This window comes from Rhodococcus sp. C26F (assembly GCF_053345925.1).
Genome location: NZ_JBKFBA010000012.1, coordinates 33,673 through 56,630 on the forward strand (window position 1 = coordinate 33,673; position 22,958 = coordinate 56,630).

At 68.1% G+C, this 22,958-nt stretch carries 22 protein-coding genes and 5 tRNA genes; 11 read left to right on the forward strand and 16 right to left on the reverse strand.

Going from position 1 to position 22,958, the window contains the following annotated elements:
- Positions 1-27: 27 nt before the first annotated feature.
- From phoU to ACLBYD_RS15005, 6 genes are all read right to left on the reverse strand, one after another.
- Positions 28-750, reverse strand: a complete 723-nt coding sequence (gene phoU, locus ACLBYD_RS14980) for a phosphate signaling complex protein PhoU (RefSeq protein ID WP_447817071.1) — start codon at positions 748-750, stop codon at positions 28-30.
- An 85-nt stretch (positions 751-835) separates the two neighbouring features.
- Positions 836-2,677, reverse strand: coding sequence for an LCP family protein (locus tag ACLBYD_RS14985; RefSeq protein ID WP_447817136.1), 1,842 nt, complete (start codon positions 2,675-2,677; stop codon positions 836-838).
- A gap of 783 nt (positions 2,678-3,460) precedes the next feature.
- Positions 3,461-4,603 (reverse strand): tRNA dihydrouridine synthase DusB, encoded by a 1,143-nt coding sequence (dusB, locus tag ACLBYD_RS14990; RefSeq protein ID WP_060651909.1) that lies wholly within the window; start codon positions 4,601-4,603, stop codon positions 3,461-3,463.
- A gap of 191 nt (positions 4,604-4,794) precedes the next feature.
- Complete coding sequence (locus tag ACLBYD_RS14995) at positions 4,795-5,748, reverse strand: acyl-ACP desaturase (protein ID WP_059384247.1); 954 nt, start codon at positions 5,746-5,748, stop codon at positions 4,795-4,797.
- A gap of 204 nt (positions 5,749-5,952) precedes the next feature.
- Positions 5,953-6,552: a DUF937 domain-containing protein gene (locus ACLBYD_RS15000; RefSeq protein WP_447817072.1), complete on the reverse strand. Its 600-nt coding sequence runs from the start codon at positions 6,550-6,552 to the stop codon at positions 5,953-5,955.
- A gap of 85 nt (positions 6,553-6,637) precedes the next feature.
- Entirely contained in the window at positions 6,638-7,099 is a 462-nt protein-coding gene (locus tag ACLBYD_RS15005) for a hypothetical protein (RefSeq protein WP_447817073.1), read from the reverse strand.
- A gap of 187 nt (positions 7,100-7,286) precedes the next feature.
- Between ACLBYD_RS15005 and ACLBYD_RS15010 the strand changes: the two genes are divergently transcribed.
- Entirely contained in the window at positions 7,287-7,925 is a 639-nt protein-coding gene (locus ACLBYD_RS15010) for a hypothetical protein (RefSeq protein ID WP_447817074.1), read from the forward strand.
- Between the two features lie 84 nt (positions 7,926-8,009).
- Here the strand turns inward: ACLBYD_RS15010 and ACLBYD_RS15015 are convergent.
- Positions 8,010-8,082, reverse strand: a tRNA-Lys gene (locus ACLBYD_RS15015).
- A gap of 331 nt (positions 8,083-8,413) precedes the next feature.
- Between ACLBYD_RS15015 and ACLBYD_RS15020 the strand changes: the two genes are divergently transcribed.
- From ACLBYD_RS15020 to ACLBYD_RS15055, 8 genes are all read left to right on the forward strand, one after another.
- Entirely contained in the window at positions 8,414-9,073 is a 660-nt protein-coding gene (locus tag ACLBYD_RS15020; protein WP_016695565.1) for a TetR/AcrR family transcriptional regulator, read from the forward strand.
- Between the two features lie 100 nt (positions 9,074-9,173).
- Positions 9,174-9,246, forward strand: a tRNA-Glu gene (locus ACLBYD_RS15025).
- Positions 9,247-9,300: 54 nt separating this feature from the next.
- A tRNA-Asp gene (locus ACLBYD_RS15030) sits at positions 9,301-9,374 on the forward strand.
- Between the two features lie 39 nt (positions 9,375-9,413).
- Positions 9,414-9,490, forward strand: a tRNA-Phe gene (locus ACLBYD_RS15035).
- An 85-nt stretch (positions 9,491-9,575) separates the two neighbouring features.
- Positions 9,576-9,649 (forward strand) — tRNA-Asp (locus ACLBYD_RS15040).
- Positions 9,650-9,873: 224 nt separating this feature from the next.
- Positions 9,874-11,112, forward strand: coding sequence for a glycosyltransferase family 4 protein (locus ACLBYD_RS15045; protein ID WP_447817075.1), 1,239 nt, complete (start codon positions 9,874-9,876; stop codon positions 11,110-11,112).
- Complete coding sequence (locus ACLBYD_RS15050; RefSeq protein ID WP_060651913.1) at positions 11,106-11,837, forward strand: class I SAM-dependent methyltransferase; 732 nt, start codon at positions 11,106-11,108, stop codon at positions 11,835-11,837. Before ACLBYD_RS15045 ends, ACLBYD_RS15050 begins: the two co-directional genes overlap by 7 nt.
- Positions 11,824-12,915 (forward strand): prenyltransferase, encoded by a 1,092-nt coding sequence (locus ACLBYD_RS15055; RefSeq protein WP_447817076.1) that lies wholly within the window; start codon positions 11,824-11,826, stop codon positions 12,913-12,915. The genes ACLBYD_RS15050 and ACLBYD_RS15055 overlap by 14 nt, the downstream gene beginning before the upstream one ends.
- Before the next feature lies 1 nt (position 12,916).
- On the opposite strand, the gene ACLBYD_RS15060 is transcribed toward ACLBYD_RS15055, so the two are convergent.
- The 9 genes from ACLBYD_RS15060 to ACLBYD_RS15100 form a co-directional block, all read right to left on the reverse strand.
- Entirely contained in the window at positions 12,917-13,579 is a 663-nt protein-coding gene (locus tag ACLBYD_RS15060; RefSeq protein WP_016932272.1) for a class I SAM-dependent methyltransferase, read from the reverse strand.
- Positions 13,580-13,623: 44 nt separating this feature from the next.
- Positions 13,624-14,691, reverse strand: a complete 1,068-nt coding sequence (locus tag ACLBYD_RS15065) for a phosphotransferase family protein (protein ID WP_447817077.1) — start codon at positions 14,689-14,691, stop codon at positions 13,624-13,626.
- A complete protein-coding gene (locus tag ACLBYD_RS15070; protein WP_447817078.1) occupies positions 14,688-15,797 on the reverse strand; it encodes a TIGR03857 family LLM class F420-dependent oxidoreductase in 1,110 nt (369 codons plus the stop codon). The genes ACLBYD_RS15065 and ACLBYD_RS15070 overlap by 4 nt, the downstream gene beginning before the upstream one ends.
- Complete coding sequence (locus ACLBYD_RS15075; RefSeq protein ID WP_016693004.1) at positions 15,794-16,162, reverse strand: carboxymuconolactone decarboxylase family protein; 369 nt, start codon at positions 16,160-16,162, stop codon at positions 15,794-15,796. Before ACLBYD_RS15075 ends, ACLBYD_RS15070 begins: the two co-directional genes overlap by 4 nt.
- Entirely contained in the window at positions 16,159-17,058 is a 900-nt protein-coding gene (locus ACLBYD_RS15080; RefSeq protein WP_447817079.1) for an NAD(P)-dependent oxidoreductase, read from the reverse strand. The genes ACLBYD_RS15075 and ACLBYD_RS15080 overlap by 4 nt, the downstream gene beginning before the upstream one ends.
- Complete coding sequence (locus ACLBYD_RS15085) at positions 17,055-17,804, reverse strand: SDR family oxidoreductase (RefSeq protein ID WP_447817080.1); 750 nt, start codon at positions 17,802-17,804, stop codon at positions 17,055-17,057. Before ACLBYD_RS15085 ends, ACLBYD_RS15080 begins: the two co-directional genes overlap by 4 nt.
- 26 nt (positions 17,805-17,830) lie before the next feature.
- Positions 17,831-19,300, reverse strand: coding sequence for an aldehyde dehydrogenase (locus tag ACLBYD_RS15090; protein WP_447817081.1), 1,470 nt, complete (start codon positions 19,298-19,300; stop codon positions 17,831-17,833).
- Between the two features lie 160 nt (positions 19,301-19,460).
- On the reverse strand, positions 19,461-20,291 hold the full coding sequence (locus ACLBYD_RS15095) for an oxygenase MpaB family protein (RefSeq protein ID WP_447817082.1): 831 nt from the start codon (positions 20,289-20,291) through the stop codon (positions 19,461-19,463).
- 46 nt (positions 20,292-20,337) lie between these two features.
- Positions 20,338-20,934, reverse strand: a complete 597-nt coding sequence (locus ACLBYD_RS15100) for a TetR/AcrR family transcriptional regulator (protein ID WP_447817083.1) — start codon at positions 20,932-20,934, stop codon at positions 20,338-20,340.
- Positions 20,935-21,021: 87 nt separating this feature from the next.
- Between ACLBYD_RS15100 and ACLBYD_RS15105 the strand changes: the two genes are divergently transcribed.
- Positions 21,022-22,248 (forward strand): cytochrome P450, encoded by a 1,227-nt coding sequence (locus ACLBYD_RS15105; protein ID WP_447817084.1) that lies wholly within the window; start codon positions 21,022-21,024, stop codon positions 22,246-22,248.
- 76 nt (positions 22,249-22,324) lie between these two features.
- Positions 22,325-22,885: a TetR/AcrR family transcriptional regulator gene (locus ACLBYD_RS15110; RefSeq protein WP_016693012.1), complete on the forward strand. Its 561-nt coding sequence runs from the start codon at positions 22,325-22,327 to the stop codon at positions 22,883-22,885.
- The last annotated feature ends 73 nt before the right edge of the window (positions 22,886-22,958 follow it).

Consider the following 22,958-nt stretch of genomic DNA (forward strand, 5'->3'; position numbering starts at 1 on the left):
GGTCTCGTCGTTCGTGTGCTTCCGCGCTCAGTGGTTCTGCGCTCGGTGGTGCTCCGGGTAGACGGTCAGACTGTCCACCTTCTCCACGAGCTGACGGATCTCCTCCTCGGTGGGGAGCTTGCCGGTCACGAGGAAGATGACGCGGCGGCCCACCTCGACGGCGTGATCGGCGAACCGCTCGTAGAAGCGGCCGAGCAGGGTGACGTCGACGGCGGCTGCGACGCCGTGCTCCCATTCGCGGTCCATGAGCACGGTGAACAGGTGTCGGTGCAGATCGTCCATCGCCTCGTCCTCGTGGTGGAGGCGGGCGGCCCGGGCGGGATCACGGGTCTCGAGAATCTCCCGTGTGGCGGCACCGAGGGCGACCGCGATCCGTCCCATCTCGGCGAAGTAGCCCTTCACCTCGTCGGGGAGCACGTGCTTGGGATGACGTCGGCGGGTCGCCTTCGCGATGTGCAGTGCGAGCGCACCCATGCGGTCGATGTCGGCCACGATCTGGATGCCGCTGACGACGGCACGCAGATCGCCGGCGACCGGACCCTGCAGGGCGAGCAGCTGGAACGCCTTCTCCTCGCAGATCGCGCCGAGTTCGGTGATCTTCTCGTGCTCGTCGATCACCTGCTCGGCGAGAGCGAGATCGGCTTCGAGAAGAGCTCTGGTGGACCGCTCCATCGCGGTCCCGGCGAGCCCGGCCATCTCCCCGAGGAGATCGCCGAGTTCGCCCATCTGTTCGTTGTAGACGACGCGCATAATGGCACAGCCTACGACCTCGAGCGGTCCGAACGGCGAGCATCGGATGAACCAGAGGTGAACGTCGACGGCCGAACAGTGGTGTCTACGTGCACAGATCGTCGGCGGCGTTGGTGATTGCGAGATCGGCGGGGAGCTCGACCGACGACTCCGACCGGGTCTGGATCTGCATCGGGGCGAGCGGCGTGCCCGCGGGGGTGGGAGCGACGATGGTGCCGTCGAAGCTGGTACCCAGGACGATCTCCACGATGCTGCCCAGCTGGGCCGAGGGCGGAGCCTCCTGCAGCACCGCACCGGGGAAGGCCGAGGCCACCGTCGCAGCGTCGGTCTCCTGTCCTTCGCTGAAGCGGATCACGGTCTGCTTGCTCGTCCCGGAGGCATAGTTACCGATCGAGTAGACCGGGAAGCCGTAGGCGGCGACCTCCTCGGCGGTGCCGGCCGCCAGCCCGGACAGACCCGACGCGTTCGAGACCTGCACCGACACCGTCGACGGATCGACAGCGAGCTGCGCGGGCAGCGGTTCGGCCGGGGGAGCGGCCGCGACCTCCGTCGGGTCCTCCTCCCGCTTCTCACCCGGCAGAGGGAGATCGTCGATGATCGCGGTGAAGATCGCCTTGATGTCGTCCGTGCGCGGGATCTCGTTGCCCCAGTCGTTGGTACCGGCCGTGGGGATGGTCAGGAAGGACACCGCACCCGCCTCGACGTTCTGCATCGAACGCCCGAGTTTGACGAGCGACTCGGCGTTGACGTTCTCGACGAAGGTCGCGCGGGTGAAGGCGCTGATGAAGCCGTTGAGCTTCCCGGGATCGAACAGCACCTTGTTCGACAACGTCGAGCGCAGCAGCGACGACAGGAACTTCTGCTGCCGGCTGATCCGGCCGTAGTCGCTGTTGCCCTCCTGGTCGATCTTGCGGGCGCGGACGTAGTCGAGTGCCCGTTTGCCGTCGAGCGTGTGGGTGCCGGGAGTCTCGATCAGGGGACCGAGTTCGTTGTCGTACAACGGTATGGAGGTGCACACCTCGACGCCGCCGATCTCGTCGACCATCGATTCGAAGCCGGCGAAGTCGATGCCCACGAAATGGCCGATCTTCAATCCGGACATCTTCTGGATCACCTTGACCAGGCACTTCGGTCCGCCGAGGGCGTAGGTCGCGTTGAGCTTGTCGCCTTCGGCGGCCGGATAGAGCTCGGAATCGTATTCGCCGGTCGCGCTGTCCCATCCGCGACAGACCGGTCGATCGACGTCCAGATCGCGGGGGAACGACACCGCGACCACGCGGCTGCGATCGGCGGGGATGTTGACGAGGATGACGGTGTCGGCACGAGCGCCCTCGGCGTCGTCGACCGTCCCGGCGCCTATCTCACCGCTCGCACCGGCGCGGGTGTCGGTGCCGATGATCAGATAGGTCTCGTCGCCGGTCTGACCGACAGGGTCGACGATGTCCTCCGACTCGGTGTCCAGCGCGGCGATCTGGGAGAAGCCGGCCTCCGTGGACCGGACGTATCCCCACACCGCACCGTTACCGAGGAGCGCGAGGACCGAGACGAACGCCACCGCCGCTCTCGCCGCGAACCTCAGACGCTTCCGCTTGCGCTGTTTGCTCTGCGCGAGCCGGCCGAGAGTCGCGTTGCCCACCGTGCGGGGCCGAGCGGAGCCGTGCGCCTTCTCGTCCGTCGTCCGGTCGTCGTTCTCGTCCTCGGCGGGCGACGCAGCGCCCTCGGGGGACACGGCATCGATCTTGACGGTCGGCTGTTCGTCCGCGATCGGCGGTTGCTGTCGAGGGGGCGGCGTCTGCGACGGTCCGACGGTCTGCGGCGGCCCGGCGGGAGGCACCGGGCGCGAGTCCGCGGGAGGCACTGCTCGCGGGGGCGGCGCCGAGGCCGGGGGAGTCGGTACCGGGGGCGGAGCGGACGGGGGGCCCGCCATCCGATCGGGAGCCTGGGTGCGCGGCGGGACGGGCTTCTCCGGCGGCCGGGGCCGGGACGGTCCCGGGGGCACCCGGGGAGCACCGGGCTGCACCGGGGGGACGACCGTGGTCGGCGGTCCCGAAGAAGCCGGCGGCACCGGAGGGCTGGGAGGTCCCGACGGAGTCGGCGGCGCAGCCGGAGGCGGCGTCCTGCGCGGGAGTTCCGCTCGACCGGCATCGTCCTCGGCCGCGACGTGCCGGGCGGATTCCGGGTCGCGGGGACGGGCCGGGGGCAACGACGAGGTGGACGTGTGCGGCGGATCGGCAGGGGGTGGATCGGTGGGCGGATCCGACCGGGGGGACGGATCGGATCGTCGTCCCATCTTGTCGAGCAGTTCGGCGACCGTGAGCTGCTCCGGATCGTCCGAGTCCGCGGCCCGGCGGTTGCGTGCACTCTCGTGGCGACGCGAATCGGGATCGGTGTCGTCGGAGCGGTGCACCCCACCCGAGCGGCTGCGGCGGGACGAGCGGGATTCGCGGTAGCTGCTGTCGGCTATCGGCCGTTCCCAGGGAGCGCGAGGATCCGGGGATCCTGTCTCGTGCTCCTCGTCCACCGATACCTGCTCTTTCCGCGGTCGCACCGCCTCGTCATCCGTCGTCGTCCACGTGATCGCTCACCGGCGACCGTCGCGAGGACTCCGCAATGATACTGATCGTCTGTTTCATGTGACGGTGACGCGGCTGTGTCGCACGACATCCACCGGTCGATCCGTCTGTCGTCCGGGACTACGTGCCGGGACGGGTTACCCGCCCGAGTGCATCATGTCGGCGCCCTCGGGCACGCAGGTGTCCTCGGGATCGTCGAGCCAGCCGTCGGGCAGAGCGACGCTGCTCGGGGAGCCCTGACGTCCCCGCGGGCCTTCGGCATCGGCGGGGAAGGGTACGTCGTGGTCGAGTTTGCCCAGCAGGTCGTCGAGTTCGGCGAGCGTCGACACGCGGGCGAGGCCGTTGCGGATCTCCGAACCCGCAGGGAAGCCACGCAGATACCAGGCGATGTGCTTGCGCATGTCGCGCAGACCGCGGTCCTCGCCGTGGTGGTCGGCGAGCAGTTCGGCGTGCCGCCGCATGATCTGCGTCACCTCACCGAGATTCGGCGGGGTGGGGATCGGGCGACCGCCGAGCGCGGCGCTCAGTTCGGCGAACAACCACGGACGTCCGAGGCAGCCACGACCGACGACGACGCCGTCGCAACCGGTCTGCGCCATCATCTTCTCGGCGTCGGAGGCGTCGAAGATGTCGCCGTTGCCGAGCACGGGAACGTCGGTGACGTGTTCCTTCAGCCGTGCGATCTCGTCCCAGTCGGCTGCTCCCGAATACCGCTGCGCAGCGGTCCGGGCGTGGAGGGCAACGGCCGCGGCACCCTCGGCGGCCGCGATGCGACCGGCGTCGAGATGTGTGTGGTGTTCGTCGTCGATCCCGATGCGGAACTTGACCGTGACCGGGATGTCGGTGCCCTCGGTCGCGCGGACGGCGGCCGCGACGATCTGCCCGAACAACCGGCGCTTGTAGGGGAGAGCGGACCCTCCGCCCTTGCGGGTCACCTTCGGGACCGGGCATCCGAAGTTCATGTCGATGTGGTCGGCGAGGTTCTCGTCGACGATCATCTTCGCCGCGGCGTAGGTCGTGTCGGGATCGACGGTGTAGAGCTGCAGCGACCGCGGCGTCTCGGTGGGGCCGAAGGTCGTCATGTGCATGGTGACCGGGTGCCGCTCGACGAGGGCGCGGGCGGTGACCATCTCGCAGACGTACAGGCCCGACGTGCTGCCGGCCCGTTCGAGTTCGAGTTCGCGGCACAGCGTGCGGAATGCGACGTTCGTCACTCCCGCCATCGGCGCCAGCACGACCGGGCTGTTCAGTTCGAGCGGGCCGATACGGAGGGAAGACATGGGTACCTCTGGAAAACGTTGTGTGACAAAGAAATAGCGTGCCCGTCAGTGATGGGCCGCGGAAACGACTGTGCCCGGCGCCGAAAACGGCACCGGGCACAGGATAACCTCCGCCGGACTCGGGCGGCTGTGTGCATCCGGACTCGGGCGTCCGCACGCATACGGACTCAGGCGTCCGCGCCCATATGGACTCAGGCGTCCGCGCCCACCTTCTCGCGCTTGGCGGCCTCGCGGGCGAGGGAGCGATCGCGCATCTCCTCGAACCGCCCCGCCTGACGTCCCAGTTCGTCGAGGAAGTTGCCGAGCTTGTCGAGATCCTGCTGCGCCTCGCTGCCGAGATCGCGCTCGAAGATCCTCCACTTGCGCAGCACCGGCATCACGACGTCGTCGAGGTGCTGACGCAGGTCGTAGATGCCGTGCTTGGCCATGAGCACGCCGTTGCGACGGAAGTTCGGCATGCCGGCGCCGGGCATCTGGAAGTTCTCGAGCACCTCGACGATCGCGGCGAGCGTCTGAGCCGGTGCGATGTCGATCGCCGCGTCGCAGATGTTCCGGTAGAAGATCATGTGCAGGTTCTCGTCGGCGGCGATGCGCTGGAGCATCTTGTCGGCGATCGAGTCGTCGCAGGCACGGCCGGTGTTGCGGTGCGACACGCGGGTCGCGAGCTCCTGGAAGGTCACGTAGGCGACGGAGTGGAGCATGCCCGTCGAGTTGGGGGACGCGAAGCCGTTCGTCATGTGCTCCATGCGGGCGTTCTCGAGCGCGACGGGATCGACACCGCGCGTGACGACCAGGTAGTCGCGCATGACGATGCCGTGGCGGTTCTCCTCCGCAGTCCACCGGCCGACCCAGGTACCCCAGGCGCCGTCGCGCGAGAAGCTTTCTGCGATCTCCCGGTGGTAGGAGGGCAGATTGTCCTCGGTGAGCAGGTTGGTGATCATGGCCGCCTTGGCGACCTCGTCGAGCTTCGACTGCTCCGGCTCCCAGTCGACACCGCCCATCGCGGCGAAGTTCCGGCCTTCGTCCCACGGCACGTAGTCGTGGGGATGCCAGTCCTTCGCCATCGAGAGATGCCGGTTGAGGTTCGCTTCGGCCACAGGCTCCAGCTCTCGCAGCAGCTCCAGTTGAGTCAGGACTCGCGTCATGCTCTTCTACCCCTCACATCGTGTCCGTGTACTCCGCCGGCCTACGGAGGAAGGGAGCCCGGCCGTTCGTCGCCGCGGCACGCGGTGCGCCGGTGCCCCCCATATTCGCCCGGATCACGGTACAGGTCCGGACCGCTCGACGACAGCACCGTCCCGCTCGTGCCGTATCACACGGACGAGCGGAACGTGCTGTTCCAGCGGTTCTCAGCGCTTGCCGCCACCGAGAAGTCCACCGAGGAGACCACCGAGTCCACCACCCGAGTTGCCACCGAGCACACTGCCGAGGACGTCGCCGATCCCACCGCCGGAGCCGGCCGATCCACCACCGGCGTTCTTCAGCAGACCCCCGAGGAGATCGGCGAGACCTCCACCCTGCGGGGCGCTCGCGGTGTCCGTTCCCCCGCCGCCGATCTGCTTGGCGAGATAGGACAGCACGATGGGGGCGATGATCGGCAGGACCTTGGCGATCAGATCGTTCCCGCCGGCGCCGTTCACGGAACCGAGGGTCGAGATCACCTGGTCCTTCTTGTCGCCGAAGACGTTGGAGACGATCCTGTCGCCGTCCTCGGTGTCGATCCCGTCGACGTCGACCTGACCCTCGGCCAGGTTCGACTCGGAGTGCTTGCCCAGCGCGGAGAGCAGCGAGGCCGCCCCGGTCGGATTCTGGGCGTTGGCGTCGAGACCACCGACGAGGGTGGGGAGTGCGGCGCGGACGGCCGTCTCCGCCGTCGCGTTGTCGACACCGAGTCGCTGCGCCACCTGATCGACGGGAATGCGGGACATCAGATCGTCGAGACTTGCCATCGTTCCTGCCTTGGCTCGTGGGTGCCCCGAAGCGGCCACCGGTGCCGAGAGAGTATCGGGACGAAGCCCGTTGCAGCGGGAGGTGTCAGTCGAGCGAGGCGGCGCTCGTCGACGAACGGCGCAGCGCGATGAGGCAGCACAGCAGCGCGACGAGCGTGCCGCTGAGCAGGAGCACGGTCCCGTTCTGATTGGTCAGTGTCGTACTGCGATTGAGTTCGACGTACTCGCCGTGGGTCTGGAACAGGCGCGTCCAGAACACCGCGGCCGTCGCGACACCGATCAGCGTCCCGGCCCAGCCGACGGCCACCGAGTCGAACAGCGCGGCGGCGAGGAGCAGGACCGCGGCCACGACCAGCGGTACCGCGAGGGACTCGTACAGCGGCAGACCCGGGACCGCGACACCGGCGAGATCGCCCTCGGGGAAACCGTCGCGCAGCGCCGACAGGGGAATCTCGGTGGGTCGTATTCCGCCGACCACCGGCAACACCGACCCGATTCCCAGAGCGACGGCGGCCAGGAACAGGCCCAGGTCCACGAAACTGCGCATGTTCCTCCCCGGACGATGAACACTCGATTACCCCTGCGGCTCACCGTATACAAAGACGGGCAACCGCACCGGGTGAAATTCGCAGTGCGAAGAGACCTGCCGGAATGCACTGCTCCGAATGCGGTGGTCCGTAGGCTGAGATGCGCACGGCAGGTGCACATGGACCGATCGGCCAGGAAGGTTCGAAATGACGGACATGAATGTCGACGAGACCGGTTCGCGGAAAGGCTTGCCGCCGTGGGCGAAGAAGACCATCGCCGTGGTCGTGGCGCTGATCGTGCTCGTCATCGCCTACTACACCCTGGCGGCGTTCGTTCCTCGCTGGTGGGCGCAGCGGATCGCAAACCTCGCCGAGGGCGGCTTCGCGCGCGGAGTGCTGTGGGGTCTGCTCTTCGGTATCCTGTGCACCGCGATCCCCATCGCGCTGCTCGCGTGGATCTGGCAGGTCCGCAACTGGCGGTACAGCCGCGGGCTGCAGATCACCTTCGGCGTGCTCGCGCTGGTGGTCGCCCTGCCGAACCTCATGACCCTGGCGGTCGTGCTGGGCACGGGGAACGGTGCGCACGCGGGGGAGCGGATCCTCGACGTGGACGCGCCCGGCTTCCGCGGCGCCACGTTGATCGGCGCGATCGTCGGCGCTCTGTTCGCGGTGATCTTCGTCGTCGCGCTCACCCGCTACCGCAAGCGCGGACGTGATCTGAAGCAGGCCCGCACGGATCTCGATCAGCGCCGGATCGAGCAGGAGCGCCTCGAAGCGCGCCGTGAGGCGGAGAAGGAACTCGGCCGGAACACCGACGACGTCCCGCCCGGCTCCCACCGTCTCTGACGAAGGACCCGGACTCCGACGAAGGACCGTGGGACGTTCCGGAACGACGAACGCCGGCGTCGTGTACGACGCCGGCGTTGCCGGTGCCCCCAGTAGGGCTCGAACCTACGACCTGCGGATTAAAAGTCCGTAGCTCTACCAACTGAGCTATAGGGGCATGGGCGCACAGTGTAACCACACCGCAGTGACCACACCGCATGGTGCGGTGACCACATCACAGGGTGAGCCACGCTGCGCGATCGATGATATCGGACATCCGGCGGTGCGGACGCCACCGTGACGAATGGAAAGAGGCCCGGGTGCCCACCCCCTGCTCCGCACCCGAGCCGGACAAAGCGTACCACTCGGTGTGTTCTGTGGAAACCCGGGTGCCGGGGGTGGAATTTCACATTTCACCCGGTGGAACACGGCCTGGAACCGGGGTTGTGGGGGGCAGACTAGAGTTGTCTCGTGGGGGAACACAGGAACGTGGAAGGCTGAATTTCCCCATGCCTCGTCAACAGGAGCGTGCGCGTCGTACGCGGGCTGCGATCGTCCGATCGGCAGCCACCGAATTCGCGCGGCGAGGTTTCGCCGCAGCATCGATCAACGCCATCCTCGAGCAGTCGAACGCCACCAAGGGTGCGATGTACTTCCACTTCGCGTCCAAGGAGGATCTGGCCCGGGCGGTACTCGACGAAGGACTCGAGCACTACCGTGCCATCGTCGGCAGGTGGATGGACGTCCCCGATCTCGACCCCTTCGAGCGGCTGCACGGTCTCGTCGGTGATCTCGGTGCGGCTCTGCACGACGACGTGGTCATCGCCGCGGAGTTCCGTCTGGTCACCGAACCCGAGTTCGCGGAGGAGGTCAGGCTGCGCGGCAGCGTCCTGTGGGGGCGGGCCGGCTACCAGCTGGCGCGCGAAGCGCAGGAGAAGGGCCTGTTCCGGCCCGATGTCGACCTCCAGCGTTTCGTCGAGGCCATCGCGTCGTCGCTCGCCGGTCAGCGCTATCTCGCCGACCTCACGTCGCCGGAGACCGACGTCCGCGCCCGTTTCGAGGCCTGCGTGGAGGTGCCGCTCGAGGCGATGGCGTCGGAGCAGTGGCTCGCGCAGTGGCGGGAGAAGGGCTGGCCGAGCAGGCCCGACAACGACGAATCAGCGACTTGACCTGCTGATTTGTGATTCGCGAATGCCGTGGCATAAGCTGTCCAAGCTCCCAACGGAACGCCAAACCCGTTGAGGGTGCGGTTCGGAGAAATCCGATCGGGCCCCCTTCGTCTAGCGGCCTAGGACGCCGCCCTTTCAAGGCGGTAGCGCGGGTTCGAATCCCGTAGGGGGTACGCTTCGACCTCGTCGAAGTGTGCAGTATCTTGGTGTGAGAAGTGAATATGTATGGCCCTGTGGCGCAGTTGGTTAGCGCGCCGCCCTGTCACGGCGGAGGTCGCGGGTTCGAGTCCCGTCAGGGTCGCTCCAGAGTTTCGATCGGCATTCGGTTCGGGTGCCGTCCGGCCAGGTAGCTCAGTTGGTACGAGCGTCCGCCTGAAAAGCGGAAGGTCGCCGGTTCGATCCCGGCCCTGGCCACCACGGTTGTCCGGCGAACAACCATCAATTTCATATCTTCGACCCACCGGTTGCGGTGGGTCGAGCTGTGGGAACTCCGGTTCCTCATGGCCCTGTGGCGCAGTTGGTTAGCGCGCCGCCCTGTCACGGCGGAGGTCGCGGGTTCGAGTCCCGTCAGGGTCGCTCCAGGCGAAGCCCCGGTATCACATCGATACCGGGGCTTCGTCGTCGTCACCTGTTCGCGGGCCGGTGTCTGCGTCGTGGTCCCACTCGTATCGCCGATCCGCGCCGGGTGCGGTCCGGCTCGCTATCGTGAGGACACAAAACATGTTCTAGTGTGTGCCCTACACAACTAGTGGACATCTGTCCGAGCGACCTGGCCCTCCGAGCGAACCCCGAGGTGGAATGTGCGCATAGCTCTGTTGTCGTACCGGAGCAAGCCGCATTGTGGGGGTCAGGGGGTCTACGTTCGCCATCTCAGTCGCGAACTCGTCGCCCAGGGACACACCGTCGAGGTGTTCTCCGGGCAGCCGTACCCCGAGCTCGACCCCGGCGTGACGCTCACGAAGGTGCCCAGTCTCGATCTCTACCGCGACGACGATCCGTTCCGCACCCCGAAGCCGGGTGAGTACCGCGACTGGATCGACGTCCTCGAGGTCGCCACCATGTGGACCGCCGGTTTCCCCGAACCGCGCACCTTCGGTCTGCGCGCCGCACGACTGCTGCGCGACCGCCTCGGCGACTTCGACGTCGTGCACGACAACCAGTCGCTCGCGTCCGGCTTGCTGCGCATCGCCGAGGACCTTCCCCTCGTCGCGACGATCCACCATCCGATCACCCGCGACCGCGAACTCGATCTCGCCTCCGCGACCACCCTCCGCCGTAAGGTCACGCTCCGGCGCTGGTACGGATTCCTGCGCATGCAGGAGAAGGTGGCCCGGCAGATTCCCACGCTGCTCACGGTGTCGGAGAACTCGGCCGACGACATCCGCACCGCCTTCGGGATCGAATCCGAACGCATCCACACGATCCCGCTCGGCGTGAACACGGAATTGTTCGCGCCGCGGAAGGACGAGCGCGTTCCCGGTCGGATCGTCTGCGTCGCGAGCGCCGACGCCCCGCTCAAGGGTGTTCCCACCCTGCTCGAGGCGGTCGCGAAGCTGCGCACCGAACGCGAGATCGAACTGGTCCTCGTCTCGAAGCTCGCCCCGGGCGGCGCCACCGAGAAGCTCATCGACGAACTCGCGATCGGCGACGTCGTGCGCACCGTCTCCGGGATCGACGACACCGAACTCGCCGACCTGCTCGCCTCCGCCGAGATCGCGGCGGTGCCGTCGCTGTACGAGGGATTCTCGCTGCCGGCCGTCGAGGCGATGTCGTGCGGAACACCGCTCGTCGCGAGCCGCGCCGGGGCCATCCCCGAGGTCGTCGGGGACGCCGGTCTGCTGGTGCCTCCGGGCGACGCCGAACAGCTCGCAGCGGGGCTCGCGGGCCTGTTCGACGACCCGGCCGAGCGTCGGCGTCTCGGCGCGAAGGGCCGCGACCGGGTGCTCGAACGCTACAGCTGGGCGGCCGTGGCCGCGCAGACCGCCGCGATCTACGACAAGGCGATCGCCGCGCATCGAGAGGGGAAGAACGGATGCTGACCGTCGACTTCGACCGCCTGGGCGTCGTACCGGGGATACGCGCTCTCGACATCGGGGCCGGCGCGGGGCGCCACTCCTTCGAGCTGTACCGCCGCGGCGCGGATGTCGTCGCCTTCGACCAGAACGCCGACGACATGAAGGCCGTCGCCGACATGTTCGTCGCGATGGAACTCGAAGGCGAGGTCCCCGAGGGTGCGCTGGCCCGGGCCGAGGTCGGCGACGCGCTCGCCCTGCCGTACGACGACGCGACCTTCGATCTCGTGCTCATCTCCGAGGTGCTCGAGCACGTGCCGGAGGACGAACGGGCCATCGCCGAACTCGTCCGGGTCCTCAAGCCCGGTGGTGTCGCGGCCGTGACCGTGCCGCGCTGGCTGCCGGAGAAGATCTGCTGGGCACTGTCGGACGCCTACCACGAGGTGGAGGGCGGGCACATCCGCATCTACAAGGCCGACGAACTCGCCGCGAAACTCGCCGCCGCCGGTCTCACGGTCTCGGGCACCGACCACGCCCACGCACTGCACGCACCGTACTGGTGGCTCAAGTGCGCCGTCGGCGTCGACAACGACGACAATCCGCTGACGAAGGCGTACCACCGGCTGCTGGTCTGGGATCTCATGAAGGCCCCGTGGATCACCCGCACGGCCGAGAAGATCCTCGATCCCGTCATCGGGAAGAGTGTCGTGTTCTACCTCGAGAAGCCGGGAAACGCCGGTGCGGCGCGGTGAATCCGCGCGCGTGACGGTGCCGTCGGTGCCGGGTGTGCTGTCGCCGGAACAGAGCCTGGCGACGGGCCGGGCCATCGCGCGGATGCAGGAGCCCTCGGGCGCCGTCCCGTGGTTCCCCGGTGGGCACATCGACCCGTGGGATCACATCGAATCCGCGATGGCATTGACCGCCATCGGTTTACGCGAAGAGGCGGACGCCGCCTTCGAGTGGTCGCGGCGGACGCAGCGCGCCGACGGGTCGTGGCCCATCCAGTTCCGCGGCGACATCGTCGCGAACCACGACACCGACAGCAATTTCACGGCCTACATCGCCGTGGGCGTATGGCACCACCATCTCGTGACGGGCGATCGCGGGTTCGTCGAGCACATGTGGCCGACGGTGCGCGCAGCGCTCGACCTCGTGGTCGACATGCAGTTGCCGGGCGGCCAGATCTCCTGGGCGCGAGGCGACGGCGGGATGTTCGACGAAGCGCTGCTCACAGGCTGTTCGAGTATCCACCAGAGTCTGTGGTGCGGTCTGCGGATCGCCGATCTGATCGGTGAGGCGCAACCCGAATGGGAGGTCGCGCTGATCCGTCTCGGCCACGCTCTGCGTCGGCACCCCGAGGCGTTCACGCCCAAGCCCGAGTACTCGATGGACTGGTACTACCCGATCCTCGGGGGAGCGGTGCGCGGCATCGATGCGCACGAACGGATCCGCGAACGCTGGTCGGATTTCGTCGTCGACGGTCTCGGGATCCGTTGCGTCGACCATCGTCCGTGGGTCACCGGAGCCGAGACGTGCGAACTGGTCCTGGCGCTCGACGCACTCGGCTATGCCGGGCGTGCCCGCGAATTGTTCGCGGCCATGCAGCATCTGCGCGACCCGGACGGTTCGTACTGGACCGGTCTGGTCTACGCCGACGGCAAGCGCTGGCCGGTGGAGGTCAGTTCCTGGACCAGCGCAGCGGTGATCCTCGCCGCCGACGCGCTCTCGCGCACGACGGGAGGAAACGCGATCTTCCGGGATGCGGCGGCACCCGCCGACCAGGTGGGCGCCGACCGCTGCACCGAGCGTTGCCCGGTGCTCGTCCCGTAGTTCAGCTGCCGGGCCGTGATCCGACCGTGCCGGCGGTGCGTTCGAGAACCCGCAGCGAGGACGTCACCGACTTCTCGACGAACTCGCCGCTCTCCAGTGCGAGACAGTAGATCTCGTACGGAGGCCGGCCGCCGTCCTTCGGGTCGGGGAAGACGTCGTGGATGATCAGGGCGCCGCCGATGCGCACCCATCTCGCCCAGCCGTCGTAGTCCGCCCGGGCCGCCTCGCTGCTGTGTCCGCCGTCGATGAACACGAACGAGGCGGGGGTGCGCCAGAACGACGCCACCACAGGGGAATTGCCGACCACCGCGACGACGTGCGATTCGAGGTCGCCGTCGGCGAGGGTGTGCCGCAGTGCGCCGACCGTGTCGAGGCGGCCGGTGTGCGGGTCGACCAGCGACGGATCGTGGTACTCCCAGCCGGGCTGATGCTCCTCCGAACCGTGGTGGTGGTCGACGGTGACGATGGTGCCGCCGGTCGCCTTGGCCGCAGCGCCGAGATACACGGTCGAGCGGCCGCAGTAGGTGCCGATCTCGACGCCGACGCCGTCACCGAGATACTGCACCGCAGCCTCGTGCAGTGCGGTTCCCTCGTCCTGGGGCATGAAACCCGGTGTCGCCTCGGCGAGTTCGATCGCCTCGCGGGGCAGGGTGGTGCGGGACATCGGATGGATCTCCGTTCTTCTCGCGTGATGCGGTGTATCCCGAGTCACCCTACCGACCGGTCGCGGCGTCCGATGCTCTCGGACACGACGGTGAGACTGTCGAGATCGCGGATCGCGGTGCACGACCGCTCGACCATCACCGCGAACATGCGGTCGCCGCGCTCGGTCCTCGTGCCGTAGGCGCACCCGAAGACCGCGACGAGCGGTCCTTGCAGCATCGCGAAGCGGTAGTCGTCCCAGCACTGCTGCAGGCCGTAGCCCTCGACGCCGTGGCACAGCAACGCGCGATGATAGGTCGAGACCAGGGCCTGCTCGTGCTCGCGCCGGACCGCCGGCGCCAGGCTCGTCCCGACGAAATACGCGAGGTCGCGGGCGGGAAGCCCCACCGTCAGGGTCTGCCAGTCCACCGCGACGACACCGTTCTCGCCACCGGGTGGGAACAGGAGGTTGTCGAGTCGGTAGTCGCCGTGCAGCAGCGCGAACCGGTCGGATCGCGCGAGCACCCACTCCTCGGTGAGCTCGGCGCAGGCCCAGAGCGTGTCGCGGTCCTCCGCGCCGATCAGCTCGCCGAGACCGTCGACGAAGGTCTCGATGGCCGGGCCGTACAGCTCGGCGAGGATCCGTGCCTGCTCGACGTCCGTCGTGGTGAGCCAGTCCGATTCGTGGAGGTCGGGTGCGCACCAGCGGGGACCGTGCAGTCCGGCGAGATTGCGGACGGCGTCGTGCGCCTCGTCGACGGTGCACCCGGCGAGCTGGTCGCCGGGCAGTGCCGGGGCGGCGTCCTCGAGGAGGAGGGTGAACTCCCCGTCCTCACCGACGGCGACGTGATAGCAGGTGGGGGTGCGCACCGCGACGGACGGCTCGATGTCGCTGTAGAAGCGTGCCTCCCCGCGATAGGCGCCGGCGAGCATCCTCCGCGTCCCGGGATCGGGTGACGGCAGCTTCGCGACGAGTGAGGACGGCACGTCGTCGCCCGTCAGGACGAGCCGGTAGCACAGAGCGATCTGACCCGTTCCGATCCGCTCGACCTGCACCGTGCGTACTGTGCCGCCGAGCACGGCCGAGAGTCGTTCGGGAGTCAGGTCGTCCACCGACAGCAACAGATCGGTCATGGTGCGCTCCGGCCGGGGTTGGCGGGTAGGGATGCGAAACGTTCGGGGTCGCGGATCGTCCGCCACGCGGCGACGACCGGAGCGAGCTCGGTGGGCGTGGCGCCGTGCAGGATCACGCTGTCGGCACCGGCGTCGAACTGGTCGGCGATGCGGGTCGCGCACTGTGCCGCGCTGCCGGTCGCGCTCGCGGCGAGCCACGCGTCGGGCAACAACGATCGGATGTGCATCAGCAGTTCGACCGGCGCTGCGTCGATCGGCCCGGAATGGGAACGGACCTGCGCGTCGTCCCGGAAGCGGTGCAGGACCTGGGGATCCCAGCCGTTCGTGCGGACGAGCACGTCACCGTAGCCCTGCAGGTAGGTCGCGAGCCGTCCGGTCAGTTTCCGCAACCGGAGATCTTCGGGGATCGACTCGTCGACGGTCGCGAGGACCGACCAGATACGGACGGACTGCGGGTCGCGGCCGGCCTGTTCGGCGGCGCGTCGCACTGTCTTCACGGCGCGCGCGAGCGTGTCGTCGGTGAAGAAGGTGTGCAGGGCGACGGCATCGGCCACGCGTCCCGCCAGGTCGAGCGTGCGCTCGCCGAGCGCGACCATGAGGATCGGGATGCGGTCGACGCCCTCGGCGGTGCGTCGCAGATACGGGAAGTCGCCGGCCGGGCCGTGATGGTCGACGACCGCTTCACCGCGCCACAGCGTCCGGAGCAGATCGACGGTGTCCTCGAGCCGCGCCGACGTCACGCGAGGCAGACCCATGAGATCGAACAGCACGTCGAAGCCGCGGCCGAGTCCGAGGGCGTAGCGGCCGCGGCTCAACCGGTGCAGGGTGGTCGCCATCGTCGCCGTGACGAGGGGGTGGCGGGTGTGCGGATTGGTCGCGGCGGTGCCGATCCCGAGCGTGCGGCTCGTCGCGGCCACTGCACCGGCCAGCGCTGCCGCGTCCTTGGTGTCGAACCGTTCCGACAGGAAGACCGAGCCGAGACCGATGCGTTCGGCGACGGCGATCTCGTCGAGCAGTGCCCTCGGGTCGTCGGTGTGCCCGGCGAGGCCGTAGAACCCGAGTTCCGGACAGTCCGGCTCCGGTGCGGACCCGCCGGGGATGCTCACGAGCGGGCCGCCGCCTTCCGTCGCTGCAGCACGCTGCCCACTGCGTTGTCGAGCTTCGAGCCCAGCGGCCAGCCCACGTAGTGGCACAGGAACAGGGCGATCTCACGGAGCTGCTGCTCGTCGAGTTCGTCGTTCTTCAGCGCCGCCTCGATCTGGATCTCGGCGATGTCGGGGGCCCCCTGCGCGGTGAGTGCCCCGAGCAGCAGCAGTCGCCGATCGCGAATGGTCAGTCCGGGCCGGGTCCAGATGTTCGCGAACAGGTGGTCGGCGGTGACGGCGAAGTGCTCGCCGGGACCGTCCTGCATCTCCCAGCCGTAGACCTTGGACATCATCTCCAGGCCGCGGCGGCGGGTCTCGTCGGTCATGCGTGCTCCTTCCGGGAACGGGTCCGTGCGATCTCTCCCGTGCCGACTCCGAGCCCGGGGCCGAGTTCGGACAGCGCCCGGGCGCCGAGCGGCAGGTCGACTCCGAGGCGATCGCCGAGGTCCAGTGCCAGCGCGAGATCCTTCTCGCCGAGGGCGCGCACGCGCGAGAAGATCGGGAACCAGGAGTCGTCCTCCGCGAGGGGAGATGTGGTGTCGCGCCACATGATCGAACCGGCGCCGCCGGTGATCGCGTCGGTGTGCCGGACGACTTTGCCGAGCTCGGTGATGTCGATGCCCGCGGCCTCGGCGAGTCGCTGCGCTTCCGTCGCCGCGGTGAACGCGATGAAGTGGAGCAGGTTGCGGGCAAGCTTCATCCGGGTTCCCGCCCCGACGGGACCCGCGTGCACGACCAGCGACGCGAAGGTGCCGAAGGGTTCCTCGATTTTCGCGAAGCCGTCGTCGGTCGCGCCGACCATCACTGCGAGAGTGCCGTTCTTCGCACCGCCGGCGCCACCACTGACGGGTGCGTCGACGAAGTCGACTCCCTTATCGGCGCACTTCGCGGCGAGCTCGACGGCGGTGGTGTCGGAGATCGTCGAGTGCACCGCGACGACCGTGCCGGGCCGGGCCGTCGCGAGCAGTCCGTCCGGACCGGTCACGACGTCGCGGACCTGGGCGTCGTCGAGGACGGTCACGCACACGAGATCGCAGCCGGCGGCCAGCTCCGCCGGGCTCGACGCCGCGGCGGCACCCTTGTCGGTGAACGGGCTCATCGCCTCGGGCACCACGTCGAGCACGGTGAGGCCTCCGGGTCGGGTGAGCAGCCGCTCGGCCATCGGTGCCCCCATGTTGCCCAGCCCGATGTAACCGACCCGGCCGATCGTGGAGCCGGTCACGAGCGGATCACCTGCCCGCCGTCGACGTTGAAGATCTGCCCCGTGACCCAGGCGGCCTCGTCGGAGAGCAGGAACAGGCACATGCCGACGAGATCGTCGGGAGTGCCCATGCGCTTGAGCGGCAACTGCTTCACCATGTCGGCGACCATGTTCGCGGGGGTGGTGGTGCGGGTCGCCTCGGTGTCGATGGGACCGGGGGCGATCGCGTTGACGCGGATGTTAGACCCGCCGAGCTCGACGGCGAGTTGCTGTGTGAGACCGTTGATCCCGACCTTCGCGAGCCCGTAGAAGCCCGAGTACAGCCAGGCTGCCGTCGACGACTGGTTGACGATCGACCCGCCGTTCTTCGTCATGTGCGGCCACACCGCGCGGGTGACGTTGAGGGCGCCGTCGAGGTTCACGCTCATGAACTTCTTGTAGTAGTCCCACGGAACCGTCAGCAACAGATCGAGTTTCATGCCGCCGTAGATGGCGGCATTGTTGACCACGTGGTCGATGCCGCCGTAGATCTCGACGGTCGATGCGGCGAGTGCCTCGGCGGAGGCGGGGTCGGAGACATCGACCGAGGTGAAGCTCGCGATGCCCCCGTCGGCGACGATCTGTTTGGCGACCTGCTCGCCGAGTTCGGCGTTGAGGTCGGCGACCACCACGTTCGCGCCCTCGGCGGCGAGCGCACGCGCGTACGCCTCGCCGATCCCCTGGGCGGCGCCGGTGACGATCGCGGTGCGACCGGTGAAACGTGCCATCGGAAAAGTCCTTTCGGAAGTTCGGGTCAGCTCGCGGGTTCGGCGACGAGCTTGGTCTCCAGGTACTCCTCGAAACCGGTCACACCCATCTCGCGGCCGATCCCGGACTGCTTGTAGCCCCCGAACGGGGCGTCCGCGGCGTACCAGATGCCGCCGTTGACGCCGAGCGTGCCGGTCCGTACACCTGCGACGACCCGCGCGATGCGGTCCGGTTCGGTGCCGTACACCGAACCCGAGAGGCCGTAGGGGGAGTCGTTGGCGATGCGGATCGCGTCGTCGTCGCCGTCGTGAGGGATGATCACGAGCACCGGGCCGAAGATCTCCTCCTGCGCCGTGCGCGCGGAGTTGTCGAGGCCGGCGATGAGGGTGGGCTCGACGAAGAAGCCGCGCTCGTGTTCGGCCGGACGTCCGCCGCCGGTGACGATCGTGCCGCCCTCCTCGACGGCGAGGCGGATGTAGCCCTCCACGCGCTGCCGCTGTTTCTCGGAGATGAGCGGCCCGCACACCGTGCCGGGATCGCGCGGGTCGCCGGGCCGGATACCGCTCATGGACTTCGCGGTCAGGGCCACGGCTTCGTCGTACCGTTCGCGGGGGACGAGCAGGCGCGTGGTGATCGCGCAGCCCTGGCCGGCGTGCGTGCACACGGTGAAGGCCGCTATCGAGCAGGCGCCGCGCAGGTCGGCGTCGTCGAGGACGATGAACGCCGACTTGCCGCCGAGTTCGAGGAAGACCTTCTTGAGGTTCTCGGAGGCCGCGCGCATCACGGCCCGGCCGGTCGCGGTGGAACCGGTGAACGAGATCAGGTCGACGCGCGGATCCTCGCTCAGCTGTGCGCCGAGCCGGTGGTCGCTCGAGGTGACGATGTTCAGTACTCCCGGCGGGATGTCGGTCTCCTCGGCCGCGATCCGCCCGACCAGTGCCGCGCACCACGGGGTGTCGGGGGCGGGCTTGAGCACCACGGTGTTCCCGGCGGCGAGAGCGGGCCCGAGCTTGGCGAAGTTGATCTGGTGCGGGAAGTTCCACGGCGTGATCGCGCCGACGACCCCGACCGCTTCCTTGAGCAGATAGCGGTGGGTCGGGATACCCATGGGGGAGGCGTTGCCGAGATCCTGCGTCCACGCGTAGCTCTCGGCGAGGTCGGCGAAGTAGAACAGGTCGTCGATGGGGCCTTCGAGATGCGCGGCGCTCGTGAGGAATCGGGGAGCACCGACCTCGGCGATGGTGATCTCCCGCAGTTCCTCGATGTGTTCACGCAGGGCGTCGCGCAACTGACGGAGGCAGCGGGCCCGGAAGGTGTGGTCGCGTGACCAGTCGGTGTCGTCGAAGGCGCGACGCGCGGCCGCGATCGCGGCGTCCATGTCGGTGGCGGTGCCCTCGGCCGCGTGGCCGAGCAGTTCTTCGGTGCTCGGATCGGTGATCGCGAAGGTGCCTCCGCTGCCGGGTACGAGCTTGCCGTCGATCAGAAGGGTGGAGCTGTCGGTGGGGCGAAGTGTCATCAGACGTTCCCTCGGTTCTGGACAGGTGTCTGGACTATAGTTCGGCGACGCGATCGAATGCAACGGTTCGTCCGAAACGGACGAAACCGGTGTTGTGTGCGAGGAATTCGACGAATCTCGCACACAACACCGGTCTCGACGAGGGTCCGGTGGTCTCCGGTCAGAACACGCGCAGTCCGAGGCGTCGCCGCGTGCGCAGATCGAGCAGATAGGCCTTCCACAGCAACGGCCATACCCATGGGGTGACGCGGTGCAGGCGCCGGACCGCCACGAGATAGCGGTCGAAGCGCCGCTGGTCGTCGGCGGTCCACGGATAGTGCATGAGGTCGCGGAACTCCGGCGGCAGCGCACCGCGGGTGATCAGTTCGAACGACCTGCCGAGCACCCGGTGGATCCCGCGGCCCAGTCGTCCGAGGCGCACCTCGAGGAACGCGAGATTGCAGAGTTCGGTGAGGTACTCGCGCACCTGCTCGTTCATGGAGATGTCGGCGACGCCGGCCTTCCACCGTTCCTCGTACTCCTCGCAGGTCGTGGGCCACGACTCCGGCCGGACGTTCAGTGTCGTCGCGAGGGTCGCGCCGTCGCGAAGGATCCGGGCGTACTGCTCCTCGGTGAGCGGGCCGTACAGGAACTCGTGCTGGTCGATGAAGTACTTGAGCAGGCAGACCGCGACCCACAACTGCAGGGCGGGGGAGTTGGCGCTGTAGCGGACCTCCGCGCCGGGTGACGACGTGACCCGCGCGTGGATCTTCCGCACCGACTCGCGGACGAAATCGCGGTCGGCGTCGTTACCGAACACCGCGACCGCCAGATAGGTGCCGGTCGTGCGGGCCCGCTTGACCGGATGGAGATCGGCGCGGCCGGTGTCGACCGTGCTGTCGACGACGCCCTGGCCGACGCCGGGATGGGCGAGCTGCATGATGACGTTGGCGGCGTTGATCGTGCCACCGAGCGGTGAGACGAGATCGCCGAGAGTGTCGATCGTCCGCATGACCCCTCCATCTGAAGACGGACGTGTTCAGTTGATGCGTGCCACTCTAGCGCGTCTTCGTGGGGTCGAGGGAGGCGCCGGCCAGAACTCCGCGCACGACCGCCTCGTAGATGCGGTCGAGATCGAGCTCGTCGCCCAGGAAGCCGCTGCTCTGGAGAACCGCGAAACCGTGCAGGGCGGCGAACATGCCGACCGCGGCCTCGAGCGTCTCCTCCTCCGGAACGCCGCAGGATGCGAGCATCGTTCGCAGAGCGACGTTGGCGTCCAGTGCGGCGGCGAGCAGACCGTCGCGATCGACCGGTGCAGTGGTCAATGCTTCGTAGCGGCGGGGATGTTCGACGGCCCAGATGTGGTGGGCGTCGATCAGCGCGCGCAACCCGTCGACGCCGCTGCAGCCCATCGCGACCTCCCGCAGATGCGCTCCGAGATCGCTCATCGCGCGGATCTGCACGGTCGCCCGCACGTCGTCGAGATTGCGGACGTGGTTGTACAGCGAGGCCGTGACGATTCCCAAGCGCGACGAGAGGGTGCTCATCGTGAGCTGTTCCCATCCCAGCTCGTCGACGATCCCGAGCGCGGCTGCGACGACCTTGTCGCGGGTCAGTGTCCGCCGACGCACGGGTCGGGAGTTGTCGTCTGCCATGAAAACAGTCTAAGGGGCTTCCATTCCAAACGAATATGAGTAGTTTGTAAACGAATGCCATTCGTACAATCCCACGAGGGCGGCTTCATGACGACTTCACCCACAGATCTCAAGAACCCCGACGTCTTCACCCAGGGGGTCCCGCACGACTACTTCTCCGAACTCCGGCGCACCTGTCCGGTCCACCGCCAACCCGAGGAGGGCGGCGTGGGCTTCTGGGCCGTCACCCGGCACGCCGACGTCATCGCGGTCTCCCGCGACAGCACGACTTTCTCCTCGGCCCTCGGGACCACCCAGATCGACGATTTCGACGAGGAGGCACGCCTGAAACAGGCGTCCATGCTGCTCAACCTCGACCCGCCGGAGCACACCCGCCTGCGGCAACTCGTGAGCCGTGGCTTCACCCCGCGCATGGTGAAGACGCTCGACGAGCGCATCCGGAAGACGTGCGAACGCACCGTCGACGCCGCGATCGAGGCCGCACGCGACGGCACGGTGATCGACTTCGTCCCGGCGATCTCGGCGCCCCTGCCGCTGGAGGTGATCGCAGCGCTGCTCGGCGCACCGGCCGAGGACGTCGGGAAGCTGTACGACTGGTCGAACCGCATGATCGGCTGGGACGACCCCGAATACGGCACCACCCAGGAGGACGGCGAGCTCGCCGCCGCCGAGATCTTTCTGTACGCCAACGAGATCGCCGCGCAGCGGCGAGCCGAACCGCGCGACGACATCGTCTCGAAGCTGGTGTGCCCCGACGAGAACGGCGACACGCTCTCCGAGATGGAGTTCGACATGTTCTTCGTCCTGCTCGTCATCGCGGGCAACGAGACGACGCGCAACGCGATCTCGGGCGGGATGCAGGCCTTCGTCGATCATCCCGAGCAATGGCGCCGGCTGCAGGACGATCCCGGTCTGATCGACAGCGCGGTGGAGGAGATCCTGCGCTGGGTCACCCCCGTGGTGGGTTTCCGTCGCACGCCCACCTGCCCGGCCGCGATCGGCGACCAGCAGGTCGAACGGGGCGACAAGGTGATCGTCTACTACCCGAGCGCGAACCGCGACGAGGAGGTCTTCGACGACGCGCACGTCTTCGACATCGTGCGCGAGCACAATCCGCACGTCGCCTTCGGCGGGACGGGTGTGCACTTCTGCCTCGGGGCACATCTGGCGCGACTCGAACTGCGGATCATGTTCGAGACCCTCGCCGCCCGGATCGACCGGGTCGAGCCGGCGGGTGAACCGCGGCGGTTGCGATCGAATTTCATCAACGGCATCAAGTCCATGCCCGTCCGTATCCACCCACGAGAGCGCTGAATTCGCCGAATGAACGCGCTGCGGGCATTGCCGACCCCCTCCAACCGTAGTAATGTCCAGACACGTGTCCAGAAACGTGAATCTCGAATCGACCCGTCGCCGCCTGACCGAGAAGCAGGCCGACACGGTTGCGAGGCTCACGCAGGCCGCGGTCGAGGTGCTCCGCGAGGAGGGATTCACGGGGTTGACGGTGCGTATGGTCGCCGCCCGCGCCGGTGTCGCCCCGGCCACCGCCTACACCTACTTCTCGTCCAAGGAACACCTCGTCGCCGAGGTGTTCTGGCGTCGCTTGGCCAACGCTCCCACGGCCGACGCCGAGAGCACGAGCCGTGCCGATCGGGTGGTCGCGGTGCTGCGGGGAATCGCGCTGTTGCTGGCCGACGAACCCGAACTCGCGGCCGCGGTCACCAGTGCATTGCTCGGTCACGACCCCGATGTCGAACACCTGCGTGCGCGCATCGGACTCGACATCCGTCACCGGATCTCGGCAGCCCTCGGCGCCGACTCCGATCCCGACGAACTCGAAGCACTCGAACTGCTCTACGCCGGCGCGCTCGTCCGGGCCGGCATGGGCTACGGCACCTACGAGAAACTCGCCGACAGGCTGGAGACATCCGCCCGACTTCTATTGGAGTGATCCATGATCCAGGCATCCCCGGGCTCCGCTTCGCACGCAGGGCCCGCTTCGCCCGATCCACCGACGCTCGGCC